We start from the raw sequence: 16,925 nt of genomic DNA, 5'->3' as shown, positions 1-16,925 counted from the left end.
CATTTTTCTAAAAATAAAACTAATAAAATAATGCAAGAACTTAAAAAAGATAACTTTATAGATACTTTTAATAATACTAAAGGTAAATATATTGTTAGTGATAAAGGGAATAAGGTTATTAGTGTGATTGAAAGGAAATATTGAAAATGAAAAAATTAGAATTTACTAAAGAAGAATTATTTTATATAAACCTTGATTCAATCGAAAAAATTTGTTTAGCGATGGATTGTAAAATTGAAGATGTGGTTGAAATAATAAAAGATGAGGAGAATGAATAGAATTATGAAATGTAAATTAAACATTGAAATTTTAAAAATGGAAGCTAAAAATTTTTGTGAAAAACAATCGAAGATAAATCATAGATTATTAATAGGAATCACTGATGGAAAAGCAGTTGGAACATATGTAGAGCATTTGTTTCAAGAAGAAAGTATGATTTACAAATAGGAAATAGTGCGAAAGGAATAGATTTACCAGGAGAAAACATAAATACAGATATAAAGGTGACATCAGTAAAGCAACCTCAAAGCTCTTGTCCATTTAGAAGTGCAAGACAAAAAATTTTTGGGTTGGGCTACAATTTATTAGTTTTTGTTTATGAAAAGATTGATACCGAAGATACTTGTACATTGAATTTTTTGTTTTGTACATTCATTGAGAAACAAAAAACTGCTGATTACACAATTACTAAAAGATTAATAGAGATGAAAAAGGATGGAGCTAATATGGAAGATATTATAGGGTATCTAAATGATAAGAATGTTCCAGGTGATGAAATAGTATATAATGACTTGGCAATAGAGATATTATCATCTTGTGTACAACAGGGATACCTAACTATTTCTAATGCTTTGCAATGGAGACTCCAATATGGAAGAGTTATACAATTAGATAATAAGATTGAAGGGATTACTAATTATGTATGGAAGTATTAAAAAAGAATTAGGAGATTATCAGACACCAATAAGATTTACGGAAGTAATAACAAATTTTGTAAAAAATAATATTCCATTTTCTCCTAGTAAAATTTTAGAACCAACTTGTGGAGTTGGAAATTTTTTAGTAACTTCTAGTAAAGAATTTAAAGATACAGATATTATAGGTATTGATATAAATAGCGATTATTTGAAAGTGGCAAAAGAAGAATTAGATAAATTGGGAAAATCAAATTACAAGTTGATTAATCATAACATTTTTGAGTACGAATATGGAGATATACATTCTAAAGATAAAGTGCTTATAATTGGAAATCCACCATGGGCAACAAACTCGAATTTAACAAATGGCAAACTTAAAAATTTACCAAACAAAACAAATTTTAAAGCTTATAGTGGTTTTGAAGCCATGACAGGTTCATCTAATTTTGACATATGTGAATACATAATATTAGATGTTATTAGAAGGGTGAAAGTAAATAGTCTTTGTTTGGCTATATTATGTAAAATAAATGTTGCCACTAATGTAATCAAAGAATTAAGGCATCAAAATATTCCAATAAAAAAAGTTGTAATTTTAAAATTCGATGCCAAAGAAGTTTTTAATGTTTCAGCAGATGCTTGTTTGTTATATATTGAGAAATATGGAAATGACAACGATAATGTAGACAGATTTAAAGTATATAATTTAGAACATAATAACATTCAATATGAAACGCAGATGGGGTTTATAAATGGAAGATTTGTGATAGATTGCGATTTTTATATTAGTGAATTAGATGGAAAATCACAATTTGAATGGAGACAAGGAGTTAAGCATGATTCGAGTAAGGTAATGGAGTTAATGTTAAATCAGAACAGAGAATATGTTAACGGATTTAATCAAGTTGTTGATATAGAAGATACTTTGGTTTATCCTTTGTTAAAGAGCAGTGATATAAAAAAATATAAAAATAGTGATAAAACAAGGAAATATGTAATAGTTACACAAACGAAGGTAGGAGAAAATACAGAGTATATCCAAACTGAAAGTCCAAAGTTGTGGAATTATTTAAATAGCTATGAAAAAAGTTTATCATCAAGAAAAAGCAGTATATATAAGAATGCTCCTAAATTCTCGATGTTTGGAATAGGAGACTATTCGTTTAGCAAATATAAAGTGGCAATATCTGGTTTTTATAAAGATGCTATTTTTGTAATGTTAAAATCAAATAAACCTATAATGTTAGATGATACTTGTTATTTTTTGAGTTTTAATGATGAAAAAATAGCAATGATAACCACTATTTTACTGAATAGTGATGTCGTAAAAAAATTTTTGTTATCTATAACTAATATAAACTCAAAAAGACCATATACAAAAAAAGTGTTGTCAAGAATTGATTTAGAAGAAGTTTCAAAAATATTGGATTTCAATTATATATCAAACATGGAGAAATATATATTCGAGACAGAAAAAATCACTGTAGATGATTATAAAGATTTTGTTAATAGTTTTTAATAAGAGTTTACAAATTGGGAGATAGCAGAAATGTTATCTTTTTTTCTATGCACAAAAATTTAGAAAGAGATGAAGTTGAAAAAGAAAAATATGAAAAAAACTACCTCAGCTTAAAAAATAGAAGAAGAAAATCAGAAAGAGAGTTAGTCTTGAAGAACGAAAAAATAGAAATCATCGGTTGATAGAGCAAGGGGAAATATTAGAAAGTTTCATCGAGGGAGTAAAGAAATTAAGGAGAAATTATAATAAATAATTCGAATCATAGAAGAATAAAATTTGAAAAAAGTTCACAGTCTCTCATTCTTCTTTAACAACTCTATCTTTTAACATAACCTTATACAACATAGTATTAATATCACTTTGTTTTAATAACAGACTAGCTAAACACCATTTAGCTAGTTTTTTATATTTATGTATTTTATAATACTTAGCTAGTTCATATAACTTATATTTAGGTATATTTAATAAAATTTCTCTTTTATTAAATGTAGCAACATTATCTTCATCATTAAAAGTAAATGTATTATTAGTTAATATTTGTAGTTTTTCTGTTTCTTCTTTTAACATAGCCATATATTTACCAGTAGGCTTTGGTAAATCTAATTGTTTATTGTTTATATCGTTTATTGTATAGTTTACTTTTTGAGTTAATATCTCAACAAATATCTTTTCAACATCTTTTTTAGAACTAGGATAATTACCATTTCTCACTTTATAATTTCTAATGTAATTAAAAAATAAAATGTAATAATTCAAGTATTTTTTAGATACATTTGTTTTATTTACATTTATAAACTTTTTAATCTCATTGTGTAGCTCATTAACTCTTGCAAGGCTTAATCTATTTTTAGATTTTAATTCTTTAAATTCTAAATAATTTAATCTACCTTTATTTAAGATTTTATCTATTTTATCATCATTATATAATTTTAATAATATTTTTTCTCTTTGTTCGTTAGTTTTATTAGATAAATCGTATTCATCTAATAATTTATCATAATTAGATGGTTTAATATAATGAGGTATATTATTTATTTCACAATATTTATTGTATATAGAGTTAGAATCGGTACAAATATATGAAGGAGATTCTAAATACTCATCAAATAAATCAACAAATAACTCACTTGATAATTTACCTAAACAAGATACAAAGCATACAGAATAACCTTTATTGTCAATAGCAGTAGTTATAGTTGCAAACTCACTACCCATTATTCCATATTTAGATGGATTAAGTCCATATCTTGCAATTCTTTCTTCTCCTTTTATATAACTTACTAAGTTTCTACTCCCTTTTTGACTTTCTCTTATAAAAGTTTCATCTATTTGTATATTACCTGTTAGTTTAGGTTGTGGTAAATTAGCTATTGCATGAATAAGTTTCATTCTCCATAACCAAACTGTTTTTTCATTAATATTAGTGCAATCATAATCCTTTTCTAATACATTAACCATTTTCTTAATAGAAAAGTTATTAATAGTCATTTCTAATACTTTAACCCATATATCCCAATGCCATCTAGTTTTTTCTAATATAGTATTTGTAAATTTAGTAAACTTAGTTCCACAATCTTTACATTTATATTCTTGTATTCCATTGGGTCTTTTACCATTTTTAACTATTATAGATGATTCACATTTAGGACATTGACAATTTACATTTAATTCGTTTAATTTAGATTCTAAACTATTAGTTACCATAAGTTCCATTTGTGTATTGAATGATACATTATTTTTAGTAGAGTATTCATCTACAATATGTTTAAAATTAATGTATGATAAACTATTTAAAAAATTACTTAAATCACTTATATTTGGAATATTTTGCAACATAGTATCCTCCTTAAATAAAATCTATAATAGTATTTATATTTACGCTATAATTATAACATAAAATGATTTTTAATTCAATAAACTTTTTATGATTTTAATAATAAAATTACCAATAAATATAGTAAATATAAAGAATAAAGTTATCCCTTGATTGTTGGAATATATAAAATATTTCTTATGTTATTGACAAGAAAGAAAATATGTGCTATCATAATACTAAAAATACCTCTAAAGTTAAATTTGAATTGTTTTGAATTAAAAAAACGTTAAAAAAGACTGGACAAGTTTCAGTCTTTTTTAGTATAATATTTATATTGAATTCGTTTCTCACAAAACAGTTCAAAATTTTTCATATTTTATCTTTTTTTTTCGTTTAAATTGTGATATTATTAAATGTCAAAAATTTAAGATTAGAACTAAAAATTTTAAAATGGAGGAAGACAGTGGCGGAAGCAATGACAATTAATTATCAGCAAATGATATTTGCTTTTTTAGGTGGATTAGGTTTATTCTTATTCAGCATAAAGTATATGGGAGAAGGTCTTCAGATAATGGCTGGAGATAGATTGAGGTACATTCTTGATAAATATACAACTTCTCCATTTTTAGGGATATTAGTGGGAATAGTAGTAACTGCATTAATCCAGTCGAGTTCAGGTACGTCAGTCATAACGATAGGACTTGTAGGGGCAGGACTACTCTCTTTAAGACAGGCAATAGGAATTATAATGGGAGCAAATATAGGGACTACGATAACTACTTTTATAATCGGATTTAATATTACTGATTATGCACTTCCTATTTTATTTTTAGGTGCGGCATTTCTATTTTTTACAAAAATAAAAGTAATAAATAATTTAGGAAGAATTTTTTTTGGATTTGGAGGTATATTTTTTGCTCTTACTTTAATGTCGGGGTCAATGCAACCTTTAAAATATCTTCCTGAATTTAGACAGTTAATGATAGATTTAAGTCATAATTCGATATTGGGTGTGTTTATTGGTACAATTATAACAGTTCTTGTACAGGCTTCAAGTGCTACAATAAGTGTTTTACAGAATATTTATAAAGAGGGACTTGTAACTCTTCAAGGGGCTTTACCTATACTGTTTGGAGATAATATCGGTACTACCATTACAGCCGTGATTGCTGTAATAGGTTCAAACACTGCTGCAAAAAGATTGGCTGCTTCTCACGTTATGTTCAACGTATTGGGAACTGTAATTTTTATGATTTTTTTAGTACCGTTTACCGCATTTATAGAAACTATGCAAAGTATCTTACATTTAAATCCAAAAATGACAATAGCTTTTGCTCATGGAGCATTTAACACTGCTACTACAATTTTACTCTTTCCTTTTATAGGATGGCTTGAGTTTTTAGTAGTAAGAATGATAAAAAGTGATAAAAAAGAAAGAGAATATAAGACAAAACTCGATATTGCACTGTTGACAGCACCTGCAGTAGCTTTAGGTCAAATCAAAATGGAAATGATAAATATGACATCCTTAGTTTTGGAGAATTTGAAATCTTCAGTTGAATTTTTTCATAATCATAATGAAAAGATTGCTGAAGAAGTTGAAAGTGCAGAGGAAGGTATTAATAATATAGATCAGGAAATAACTAATTATCTTACTCTTTTATCAGGAGAAAATTTTAATGTAAAAGAAGGAGAAGAAATAGGGCTTTATCTTGATATGTGTAGAGATGTTGAAAGAATTGGAGACCATGCGGCAGGAATTATAAGAGATGTAAATTATGAAATAAAGAAAAAAATGAAATTTTCCGAAACTGCCCATAAGGAAGTGGACAGTCTGCTGAAAACATCAGTTCAGATGATAGAAAACGCTATAGAAGCATTAAAAAATTCTGATAAGGAAAAAGCTATAGAAGTAGTTGATTTACATAATAAATTATATGCTCAGGAGAAAAAGATAAGAAAAAATCATATTGAAAGAATGAGAACACAGGAATGTGAGCTTCGTGCAGGATTGTATTATATTGATTTGATTTCTCACTTTACGAGAGTGGGAGACCATTCAAGAAATATGGTTGAAAAAATATTGGAAAATAGAGTTTAGAAAAACGTTCTTGAAAAAATCAGGAAAATCTGATATACTTTTTTTGTAATCGGAAAAATTGAATAATAATTACTTATATATTCTTTGAATACGGCAAAGAGTTTCTACAAGCGACCGGAAATTGCTAACTATAAGTGAAGATAAATATATAATATCTGTTTTATTGCTTCACTTTTATAGTGTAATTTTAAAACAGATTTTTTATTTGGAGGAAATAATGAAAAAACAGTTATCCATTATTTTACAGATATTATATTTTAGACAATTCAGTTTGTCTTATTTGTTTGCGGTCTTTTTAGCCGAAAAAGTATATATAAACTCAAAAGTTAATAAATCAAGCTACAAATTTATTTATAATCTAAGTGTATAATTCTGCTTAGATTTTTTATTTTTATATAAAAATTAAAGGAGTGAATAATGAACTATAGAATATTTGTAGAAAAAAAGGAAAATTTCAGAGTTGAAGCACAAAATCTATATAATGAACTGAAAGAAAACTTATCAATTGAAAATCTTGAAAATTTAAGAATATTAAATATATATGATATTTTTAATTTGAATGAAGATGATTTGAAAAAAGTTGTAACTTCGGTATTTTCAGAAGTGAATACTGACAGAGTTTATTATTCTATCGAAGATGTATTAAATTCAGCAAAAAATATAGGAAATATTAATGTTATTGATAATAACAATGGCATAAACATAAATGTAAATAATATAGACAATGCAAGTAATCGTAATAATATACTATATTTTGCAACAGAGTTTTTACCCGGACAGTATGACCAAAGAGCAGATTCGGCGGTTCAGTGCATAAATTTAATTTCCGATAGTAAAGATATAACGGTAAATAGCGGAAAACTGATAATTTTATATGGAAATATTTCAGAAGAAGAGCTGAAAAAGATAAAAAAATATTATATAAATGAAGTCGAAATGAGAGAAAAAAATTTAATGGTATTAAATAAAAATTCCGAAAAAGAAAATAAAGAAAAGGTCTTTATTTATAATAACTTTACGGATAAATCAGAAAAAGAGATAGAAGATTTTAAAAATGAGTTGGAGCTTGCAATGACTGTAAAAGATTTGCAACTTATTCAGAAATATTTCAGAGATGAAGAAAAAAGAAATCCCACGGAAACTGAAATAAGAGTTCTTGATACGTACTGGTCGGACCATTGCAGACATACAACTTTTGAAACTGTAATAGACAATATAGAAATAGAAAAAGGAAAGTATAAAGACATTATAGAAAAAACTCTAAATGAATATATTAAGAGCAGAGAATATGTTCATGAGAAAAAAATTGATAAAAAACCTATGACTTTAATGGATTTGGCGACTATTTTCGGAAAAGAGGCGAGAAAAAAAGGACTGCTTTCTGATTTGGAAGTATCTGATGAAATAAATGCCTGTTCAATTTATATTGATGTATCTGTAAACGAAAAAACAGAAAAGTGGATTTTACAGTTCAAGAATGAAACTCACAATCATCCGACAGAGATAGAACCTTTCGGGGGAGCATCCACATGTATAGGCGGTGCCATAAGAGATCCTCTGTCGGGGAGAACATTTGTATATCAGGCTGTGAGAATAAGCGGTTCGGGAGATCCGAGGGAAAAATTGGAAAATACAATAAAAGGAAAACTTCCGCAGAAAATCATTACTCAGAAAGCCGCTCACGGATTTTCTTCCTATGGAAATCAGATTGGACTTGCTACTACCTATGTAAATGAGATATATGACGAAGGATACAAAGCCAAAAGAATGGAACTGGGACTGGTAGTAGGTGCAGCTCCCGCGAAAAATATAATAAGAGAAAAACCTGATAAAAATGATGTAGTTGTACTTTTAGGAGGAAGAACGGGAAGAGACGGAATAGGAGGGGCAACAGGTTCCTCTAAAGAACATACGAGGGAATCGTCTGAAAAATGCGGTGCCGAAGTACAAAAAGGAAATGCCATAACTGAAAGAAAAATTCAGAGGTTATTTAGAAACGGAGATATAACAAAACTAATAAAAAAATGTAATGATTTCGGAGCAGGAGGAGTATCGGTAGCTATCGGCGAACTCGCAGACGGACTGGAAATAGACCTAAATAAAGTAAAAGTAAAATATACGGGTCTCACAGGTACGGAATTGGCTATATCTGAATCGCAGGAAAGAATGGCGGTAGTTATTCAGAGAGAAAATCTTGAAAAATTTATCAAATATGCCGAAGAAGAAAATCTGGAAGCATATAAAGTTGCAGAAGTTACAGATAAAAATAGACTTGTAATGAAATATAACGATGAAATAATTGTGGATATATCAAGGGATTTCCTTAATACTAACGGAGCAAAAGCAAATATAAATATTGAAATAGAAAACTCAAAAAAATTAGAATTAGCCAAAGAGGTTTCAGGAGATACATTGAAAGAACAGTTTATCAACAATATGAAAGAATTAAACGTATGTTCTCAAAGAGGACTTGCTGAAACTTTTGATTCTTCAATAGGCTCTACAACTGTATTGGCAATGTACGGAGGGAAATATCAGCTGACTCCGTCAGAGGTTTCCGCACAAAAAATCTCTGTTGCAAACGGAGAAACAGATACAGTGTCTATAGTAAGTTACGGTTATAATCCTTTTATTGCAAAGCAGTCAACTTTTCATGGAGGAGCTTTCGCGGTAATAGAATCAATGTGTAAAATTGTTGCTGCGGGAGGAAATTATAAAAACATAAGATTTACTTTTCAGGAGTATTTTGAAAAATTAGGAAATAATCCCAAAAAATGGGGAAAACCGTTATCTGCATTATTAGGAACGCTCCATATACAAAAAGAATTTGGATTGCCGTCTATAGGAGGTAAGGATTCTATGAGCGGCACTTTCCATGATATTTCTGTTCCGCCGACATTAGTTTCTTTTGCTGTAAGTATAACAGATGCGGAAAATGTTATTTCAAGTGAATTTAAAAAAGAAGGAAATAATATATACCTTGTAAATACCGAGTATAATGAAAATGATTTACCTGATTTAAAATGCTTAAAAGAAAATTTTGATTTTATAACTGAAAATATAAAAAATAAGAAAATAATATCAGCAAGCGCCGTAAAAGGAGGAGGAATATCAGAAACACTGGCAAAAATGTGTTTTGGAAATAAAAAAGGAATTGGTATAAATCTGAAAAAAATAAATTCTGAAAATTTATTTAAGATAAATTACGGTGCTTTTATCCTTGAGACAGAAGAAAATTTGGAATATAAAAATGCTGTTTTAATTGGAAAAGTATCGAATGATAAAAATATTGTTTTAAACAATGATAATGAAAATATAGAAATTAATTTGGAAGAATTGATTTCCGAGTGGGAAAAACCTCTAAAAAAAGTCTTTCCTACAAAAGTGGAAAATGAAAATAAAACAGCAGATATTTCTCAATCTAATTCAGACAACAGTGCAATGTATTTTGAAAATAGTGATAAAATAAATAGAACTTCTAACAATGTGATGAATGACGGAAAAAATTATAGCAAATTCCAAAATAAAGATTATTCAACACATATAAGTTCAGCATATATAAATAATAATGAAAAATTCGGTAAACCGAGAATATTTATACCCGTATTTCCGGGAACAAATTGCGAATATGACCTTGAAAGAATATTTAATAAAGAGGGTGGAACTGCTGAAATAGGTGTATTCAATAATCTGTCTTATGAAAAAATATTGGGTTCTATTGACGATTTTGTAAAGAGAATAAATAATACTCAAATACTGATGTTTCCCGGCGGATTTAGTTCGGGAGATGAGCCTGACGGGTCTGCAAAATTCATAGTTGCAGTTCTTAAAAATAAAAAAATTATGGAAGCAGTACATAAATTTTTGGAAAGAGACGGACTAATTTTAGGAATATGTAACGGATTTCAGGCACTCATAAAATCTGGACTTCTTCCTTATGGTGAAATAAGGGAGTTAGACGATAATTCTCCAACATTGACATATAACTCAATAAACAAGCATATGGCAAAAATGGTAAGAACAAAGATTATAACTGATAATTCTCCATGGTTTGCAGGAATGGAAGTGGGGGAAATACATACACTTCCTATGTCTCACGGAGAGGGAAGAGTAGTTATTACGGAAGAAGAATACAAAAAATTATATGCAAATAATCAAATCGCAACAAAATATGTAGATTTTGAAGGAAATCCAAGTATGGAAACGGAATTTAATCCTAACGGTTCTTACTACGCAATTGAAGGAATGTTGGCATATAACGGAAGAATATTCGGAAAAATGGCACATTCTGAAAGAATGGGGAAAAATTTATATAAAAATATTTATGGTAATAAAGAGCAGAATATATTCAGAAATGGTATAAAATTTTTCCTGTAGCGTTTAAAACTGTTAAAAAACTGTTTATATTAAGATATAGAAAATACAGAAAGGAGTTAAGAATGTACAAAATAAATATTTTGTACAGACTTAAAAATAAAAATGAAAGTAGCAATATTTTTTGGAAGTAAATCAGACATTGAAAAGATGAAAGGAGCGGCAAACTGCCTCAAAGAATTTGGGATAGAATATGAAGCATATATTTTATCGGCACATAGAGTACCTGAAAAATTGGAAGAAGTTTTAAGTGAAGCAGAAAAAAAGGAAGCTGAAGTAATAATTGCAGGAGCAGGGCTTGCAGCACATCTACCCGGAGTAATAGCTTCAAAAACTGTACTCCCTGTAATAGGAGTGCCGCTAAACGCAGCGTTAGGAGGAACTGACTCACTTTATTCCATAGTACAGATGCCGAAATCAATACCCGTAGCTACCGTAGGAATAGATAATTCCTATAATGCGGGAATGCTGGCTGTAGAAATACTGGCGATAAAGTATTCGGATATAAAGGAAAAGCTTATAAAATTCAGAAAGGAAATGAAAGAAAAATTTATATCTGAAAATGAAAACAAAGTAGATTTTTAAGAAAAATAATTATAGAAAGGAATTAATCAAAATGCAGAAAAAAGATTTTATTTATGAGGGAAAAGCGAAACAGGTATATTCGACAGATGATGAAAATTTAGTGATTATCCATTATAAAGATGATGCTACGGCAGGAAATGGAGTAAAAAAAGGAACTATTAAAGACAAAGGGATTATAAATAACAAAATTACCGCAAAACTTTTTTCGGTGTTGGAAAAAAACGGGATAAGAACACATTTCAGAGAAATGTTGAATGAAAGGGAGCAGCTTTGTGAAAGACTTGAAATTATTCCCCTTGAAGTAATTGTGAGAAATATAATAACAGGATCTATGGCTAAAAGAGTAGGAATAGCTGACGGAACAGTACCTAAGACAACAATATTTGAAATCTGCTATAAAAATGATGAATACGGAGATCCTCTAATTAATGATTATCATGCGGTAGCTATGGGACTGACTACTTTTGAGGAATTAGGGCAAATATATGAAACAACTCGAAAAATAAATAATTTACTGAAAAAAGTATTTGATGAAGAGGGAATTACTTTAGTAGATTTCAAAATAGAGTTCGGAAAAAACAGTAAAGGAGAGATACTTCTTGCTGATGAGATAACTCCTGATACGTGCAGACTTTGGGATAAAAAAACAGGAAAAAAACTGGATAAGGACAGATTCAGACAGGATTTGGGCGGAATAGAGGAAGCGTATATAGAGATTTTGAACAGATTGGAGGCATAAAGAATAATGGCAAGTGTAAAAAGTGCAGATAAAATCGAAGAAGGAGGAATTTTTGCCCTTTATTCCAAAGAATTGAGAACGGATTTAGTAGGATTGGCATATTACGGAATGTACGCATTACAGCACAGGGGGCAGGAAAGTGCAGGTTTCAGCATAGCGGATACTATATCTGAAAACGAAATGAAACTGAAAACAGTCAAAGGAAAAGGACTTGTAGCGGACGTATTTTCATTAGATGATTTACAGTCATATACAGGAAATATATTGATAGGACATCTAAAATATGCTACCGAAGGGGGAGCGTCTTCACATAGTTATCAGCCTTTACGGGGAGAATCAATAATGGGAAAAGTTTCCATTGTACATAACGGAAATTTGGTAAATATGAAAGAAGTAAAGGAAGAACTTATGGAAAACGGTTCGCTTTTCCAAACCAAGACTGATACTGAAATAATTCTGAAACTTTTAGGTAAGAATGCAAAATACGGATACAGACAGTCAGTTCTGAACACATTAAAAAAATTGGACGGAGCATTTGCCATTGGAATAATCGCAGAAAATAAACTGATAGGAGTGAGAGATCCTCTTGGAATAAGACCTCTCTGTTTAGGAAAAAGAAATGACGAAGTTTATGTTTTAGCTTCGGAATCCTGTGCTTTAGACGCTATAAATGCAAAATTTATAAGAGATATAGAGCCGGGAGAAATAGTAATTATTGATGAAAATGGAGTAGAGTCAATAAAATATGATATAAGGGAAAAAAAATCCTATTCATCTTTTGAATATATTTATTTTGCAAGACCTGACAGTGTAATTGACGGAATAAGTGTATATGCTTCAAGGCATGAAGCTGGAAAACTGTTATATGAACAAAATCCTATAGAAGCCGACCTCGTCATAGGGGTACCCGATTCGGGAGTTCCTGCGGCAATCGGATATTCTGAAGCGAGCGGAATACCTTATGGAGTAGCTTTACTAAAAAATAAATATATTGGAAGGACGTTTATACTGCCTACACAGGAATTGAGGGAAAATGCAGTAAAAGTAAAATTAAACCCTATGAAGAGCCTCATTGAAAATAAAAGAATTGTCGTAGTAGATGACTCCCTCGTGAGAGGTACAACTTCTAAAATACTTATAAAGATACTGTTTGAAGCAGGAGCAAAAGAAGTACATTTCAGATCGGCATCTCCCGTAGTAATAAGCGAGTCCTATTTCGGAGTCAATATCGCAAGTGAGAAAGAACTGATAGGAAATATTATGACAGTAGATGAGATAAGAGAATATATAGGAGCTACAACATTGGATTATCTTTCTATAGGAAATATTAAGAAAGCATTGCAAAATAAGGATGTAAATTTGGATTGTTTTAAGGATAGCAAGAAATAATTTATTTTATATAATATTTAGTGAAATTTTTTTACTAAAGTTATTTGAAATTATCGTTAATTCAGAAAAAAACTAAGAATTTTTATTCCAGCTATAAAACTTTAGATATTAGGAAACAGGATAATAAAACATATAAAAAAGAAAGGAAAAATGAGATGACTATTTCTTATAAAGATTCAGGTGTGGATAAGGAAGAAGGATATAAAACAGTAGAAAAAATAAAAGATAAAGTAAAAAGTACATACAATTCCAACGTTTTAAATGAACTCGGGAGTTTCGGAGCGTTGTACAGATTAGGAGAATATAAAAAGCCTGTCCTTGTGTCAGGAACTGACGGTGTAGGAACAAAACTGAAAATCGCTTTTGAAACAGGAATTTATAACACAGTCGGAATTGACTGCGTGGCAATGTGCGTAAATGACATTTTATGCCATGGAGCAAAACCTTTATTTTTCCTTGATTATCTTGCCTGCGGGAAATTAGATTCAGATGTTTCATCAGAAATAATAAGTGGTGTAGCCGACGGTTGCAGACAGGCGGGAGCTTCTCTCATAGGCGGAGAAACGGCAGAAATGCCGGGATTTTATACTATAGGAGAATATGATATTGCGGGTTTTGCAGTAGGTGCAGTTGAAGAAGATGAAATAGTGAATGGAAGTGATATTACGGAGGAAGATGTAATTATAGCCATTTCATCAAGCGGTGCTCATAGCAACGGATTTTCCCTTATAAGAAAACTGTTTACAGATTTAAATGAGAAATATGAAGGAAAAACGATAGGAGAATATTTGCTGACACCGACTAAAATATATGTAAAATCAATTCAAAAACTTATGGAAAATATCAAAATAAATGGAATGGCACATATAACAGGCGGAGGAATTATTGAAAATGTTCCAAGAGCTATTCCTGAGGGATTTTGTGCGAATATCCATAAAGATAGAATAAAAATACATCCTTTATTCAGAAATGATAAATTTAAAAAAGTAAATGAAAATGAAATGTGGGGGACATTTAATATGGGAGTAGGATTTACTGTTATTGTCAATAAGAGAGACAGTGAAAGAGCTGTCGAAATTCTCAAAGAAGCAGGAGAGGATGCATATGAGATTGGATATATAAGTAAAGGAGATAAAAAATTATGTCTGAAATAAAACAGAAAATAGCAGTTCTGGTATCAGGTTCAGGCTCAAATTTACAGGCAATTATTGACAGTATTGAAAATGGGGAATTGGATTGCGAAATTTCATATGTGATAGCCGACAGGTCGTGTTATGCCCTAAAAAGGGCTGAAAAACATAAAATAAAAAATATAATGGCTGACAGAAAACTTTTGGGAGAAAGACTTTCAGATGAGATAGATAAAATTCTCGAAAATAATAATGAGAAAACTTCATATATAATATTGGCAGGATATTTGTCCATATTATCGGAGAAATTTATCAGAAAATGGGAAAAAAAGATAATTAATATTCATCCGTCTTTATTGCCTAAATATGGAGGGAAAGGAATGTACGGACTGAAAGTACACGAGGCTGTATTAAAAAATGGAGAAAAAGAAAGCGGATGTACAATTCATTATGTAGATACCGGAATTGATACAGGAGAACCTATAATGAATATGAAAGTAGAAGTTTTAGAAAATGACACGCCTGAAACTTTACAGAAAAGAGTTCTTGAGAAGGAACATCAATTATTAATAAAAGGAATAAAAAAAATATTAAAGAATTAAATATATTCAGATATTATAATTCTAACTGAACAAAATATACGGATACAGAATATCGAAAAGACAAAAAATAAAAAAAGTATGTGAGAGTTTAAAAAATAGGGGAATAAAATATTATCGAAAGGAATAAAAATAATGAAAAAAAGAGCTTTAATTTCAGTATATGACAAAACAGGTATATTGGAATTTGCAAAATTTTTGATTGCTAAAGGGAATGAAATTATTTCCACAGGAGGAACTTATAAATATTTGAAAGAAAATGGCTTAAAAGTAACTGAAATCTCGGAAGTTACAAAATTTAAGGAAATGCTGGACGGCAGAGTTAAGACTTTACATCCTAATATACATGGAGGAATACTGGCCATAAGAGAAAATAAAGAGCACATGGAAGCTATCAAAAAAGAAAATATCGAAACGATAGACTATGTGGTCGTAAATTTATATCCTTTTTTTAAAGAAGTTCAGACAGATAAAAGTTTTGATGAAAAAATAGAATTTATCGACATAGGCGGTCCTACAATGCTAAGGTCGGCAGCAAAATCATTTAAAGATGTAACTGTAATATGTAATCCTGAAGATTACGAGAAAGTAGCTCAGGAAATTGAAAATAAAGGAGATGTTTCATTTGAAACTAAAAAAAGGCTGGCAGGAAAAGTGTTTAATCTGACTTCCGCTTATGATGCAGCAATATCGAATTTTCTGCTCGAAGAGGAATATCCGAAATATCTGAATATATCTTATGAAAAAAAATCTGATTTAAGATATGGTGAAAATCCACATCAAACTTCAGCTTATTATGTTTCTACGACTGAAAATGGAAGTATGAAAAATTTTATCCAGTTAAATGGAAAAGAATTGTCATTTAATAATATAAGAGATATGGATATTGCTTGGAAAGTCGTAAATGAATTTGATGAAATTGCCTGTTGTGCGGTAAAACATTCTACGCCGTGCGGTGTAGCTATCGCTGATGATGTGTTCACGGCATATGAAAAAGCTCATGATAGCGACCCTGTTTCCATTTTTGGAGGTATTGTTGCGATTAACCGTGAGATAGACGTAAAAACTGCTGAAAAACTGAATAAAATATTTCTTGAGATAGTAATTGCCCCTTCTTATTCAAAAGAAGCTCTTGAAACATTGAAAAATAAGAAAAATTTGAGAGTAATAAAATGTGAGATACCAAAACCGCAAGACAAACTTGAATATATCAAAGTAGACGGTGGAATACTTGTTCAGGAAACGGACAGAAAAATAATAGACGATATAAAAGTAGTAACTGAAAAACAGCCGTCGGAATATGAAAAGAAAGATATGCTTTTAGGAATGAAAGTCGTAAAGCACGTAAAATCAAATGCAATAGTAATAGTAAAAGACGGAGCAGTCATAGGTATAGGAACAGGTCAGACGAATAGAATATGGGCCACTGCTCATGCTTTAAAACAGGCAAAGAATAATCTTGGGTCATTGGACGGAGCAGTTCTTGCCTCGGATGCTTTTTTTCCGTTCAGGGATTGTGTGGATGAGGCTGCCAAGTATGGCATTGGAGCTATAATTCAGCCCGGCGGTTCGATAAGAGACGAAGAATCTGTGCAGACTTGCAATGAATATGGAATAAGTATGGTATTTACGGGGATAAGACATTTTAAACATTAATTAAATTTGGGATATATTTCTATTTACACCGCATATGGAAGTAGTAAGTCGGTTAGTCAGAGAATAAATAAATTTTCACATTTATTTTGTTATTTAAGTG

Annotated in this window: 14 protein-coding genes and 1 riboswitch; of the genes, 13 read left to right on the top strand and 1 reads right to left on the bottom strand. The window is 29.9% G+C overall.

What is annotated here, in order from left to right:
* The first annotated feature begins 146 nt into the window (after nt 1-146).
* The 5 genes from ACO5J6_RS03140 to ACO5J6_RS03120 are packed head-to-tail and all read left to right on the top strand — an operon-like array spanning nt 147 to nt 2,618.
* Nucleotides 147-278, top strand: a complete 132-nt coding sequence (locus ACO5J6_RS03140) for a helix-turn-helix domain-containing protein (protein WP_485642005.1) — start codon at nt 147-149, stop codon at nt 276-278.
* Nucleotides 279-282: 4 nt separating this feature from the next.
* Entirely contained in the window at nt 283-447 is a 165-nt protein-coding gene (locus ACO5J6_RS03135; protein WP_485642003.1) for a hypothetical protein, read from the top strand.
* Nucleotides 448-503: 56 nt separating this feature from the next.
* A complete protein-coding gene (locus ACO5J6_RS03130; RefSeq protein ID WP_485642001.1) occupies nt 504-935 on the top strand; it encodes a hypothetical protein in 432 nt (143 codons plus the stop codon).
* Entirely contained in the window at nt 919-2,436 is a 1,518-nt protein-coding gene (locus ACO5J6_RS03125; protein ID WP_485641999.1) for a methyltransferase domain-containing protein, read from the top strand. Before ACO5J6_RS03130 ends, ACO5J6_RS03125 begins: the two co-directional genes overlap by 17 nt.
* A gap of 14 nt (nt 2,437-2,450) precedes the next feature.
* Entirely contained in the window at nt 2,451-2,618 is a 168-nt protein-coding gene (locus tag ACO5J6_RS03120) for a hypothetical protein (RefSeq protein WP_485641997.1), read from the top strand.
* A gap of 115 nt (nt 2,619-2,733) precedes the next feature.
* On the opposite strand, the gene ACO5J6_RS03115 is transcribed toward ACO5J6_RS03120, so the two are convergent.
* Nucleotides 2,734-4,272, bottom strand: a complete 1,539-nt coding sequence (locus tag ACO5J6_RS03115; RefSeq protein ID WP_485641995.1) for an IS1/IS1595 family N-terminal zinc-binding domain-containing protein — start codon at nt 4,270-4,272, stop codon at nt 2,734-2,736.
* A gap of 443 nt (nt 4,273-4,715) precedes the next feature.
* On the opposite strand from ACO5J6_RS03115, the gene ACO5J6_RS03110 reads away from it, so the two are divergent.
* The 8 genes from ACO5J6_RS03110 (at nt 4,716) to purH (ending at nt 16,825) form a co-directional block, all read left to right on the top strand.
* Nucleotides 4,716-6,353 (top strand): Na/Pi cotransporter family protein, encoded by a 1,638-nt coding sequence (locus ACO5J6_RS03110; protein ID WP_485641993.1) that lies wholly within the window; start codon nt 4,716-4,718, stop codon nt 6,351-6,353.
* Between the two features lie 53 nt (nt 6,354-6,406).
* Nucleotides 6,407-6,504, top strand: a riboswitch (purine riboswitch).
* Nucleotides 6,505-6,770: 266 nt separating this feature from the next.
* On the top strand, nt 6,771-10,730 hold the full coding sequence (locus ACO5J6_RS03105) for a phosphoribosylformylglycinamidine synthase (protein WP_485641991.1): 3,960 nt from the start codon (nt 6,771-6,773) through the stop codon (nt 10,728-10,730).
* Between the two features lie 102 nt (nt 10,731-10,832).
* Nucleotides 10,833-11,312 (top strand): 5-(carboxyamino)imidazole ribonucleotide mutase, encoded by a 480-nt coding sequence (purE, locus tag ACO5J6_RS03100; protein WP_485641989.1) that lies wholly within the window; start codon nt 10,833-10,835, stop codon nt 11,310-11,312.
* A gap of 31 nt (nt 11,313-11,343) precedes the next feature.
* Entirely contained in the window at nt 11,344-12,051 is a 708-nt protein-coding gene (gene purC / locus ACO5J6_RS03095; protein ID WP_485641987.1) for a phosphoribosylaminoimidazolesuccinocarboxamide synthase, read from the top strand.
* Between the two features lie 6 nt (nt 12,052-12,057).
* Nucleotides 12,058-13,440, top strand: a complete 1,383-nt coding sequence (gene purF, locus ACO5J6_RS03090) for an amidophosphoribosyltransferase (RefSeq protein WP_485641985.1) — start codon at nt 12,058-12,060, stop codon at nt 13,438-13,440.
* Nucleotides 13,441-13,595: 155 nt separating this feature from the next.
* Nucleotides 13,596-14,594: a phosphoribosylformylglycinamidine cyclo-ligase gene (gene purM, locus ACO5J6_RS03085; RefSeq protein WP_485641983.1), complete on the top strand. Its 999-nt coding sequence runs from the start codon at nt 13,596-13,598 to the stop codon at nt 14,592-14,594.
* A complete protein-coding gene (purN, locus tag ACO5J6_RS03080) occupies nt 14,582-15,172 on the top strand; it encodes a phosphoribosylglycinamide formyltransferase (protein WP_485641981.1) in 591 nt (196 codons plus the stop codon). The genes purM and purN overlap by 13 nt, the downstream gene beginning before the upstream one ends.
* A 132-nt stretch (nt 15,173-15,304) precedes the next feature.
* Nucleotides 15,305-16,825, top strand: a complete 1,521-nt coding sequence (gene purH / locus ACO5J6_RS03075) for a bifunctional phosphoribosylaminoimidazolecarboxamide formyltransferase/IMP cyclohydrolase (RefSeq protein WP_485641980.1) — start codon at nt 15,305-15,307, stop codon at nt 16,823-16,825.
* Nucleotides 16,826-16,925 lie beyond the last annotated feature (100 nt).

The organism is Pseudoleptotrichia sp. (genome assembly GCF_057270515.1).
The sequence above is the reverse complement of the archived record's forward strand: the minus strand, read 5'-3'. Positions and strand labels throughout refer to the sequence as shown.